This is a genomic window from Shigella sp. FC1967, assembly GCF_001743005.1.
In the GTDB taxonomy this organism is placed as follows: domain Bacteria; phylum Pseudomonadota; class Gammaproteobacteria; order Enterobacterales; family Enterobacteriaceae; genus Proteus.
The window spans coordinates 1-329 of record NZ_MIIZ01001492.1 but is presented as its reverse complement, the minus strand read 5'-3'; the positions used below and the strand labels follow the sequence as shown (position 1 = coordinate 329).

Genomic DNA, 329 nt, shown 5'->3' with positions numbered 1-329 from the left:
TCTGCGGCTTTAGGAAAGGGGACGCTGGGCTCTTTATCTCGGTAGCCACTTTGCGCGATGGTGTTTTAGGTCGTGAGATGTATTTCTCAAAGGGAAAAAGCAAAAAGGCGCTGGGTTGTCGGTGGCATTTACTCAGGGGCCTCGTTTTCGGACAACGGAGCAAAAGGTCTGGATGATGCTCATTACGTTAAAGCATGGGAAGTGCAAGGCGACAAGATAGAGTGGCAAGCAAAAAGCGAGCAAGCCGAAGCCTTGGCGCGAAGCGAGAAACTTGAAGCCGACGATAGGAAGCGCAATGAACTCGAAGAGCTGATGCTACCCATCAGGAA

The 329-nt window shown here is 51.1% G+C and carries 1 pseudogene; it reads left to right on the top strand.

Annotation, left to right across the window (positions count from 1 at the left end):
* Positions 1-72 precede the first annotated feature (72 nt).
* Positions 73-329 (top strand): annotated as a pseudogene (locus BHE89_RS23275) (hypothetical protein); the annotation flags it as partial.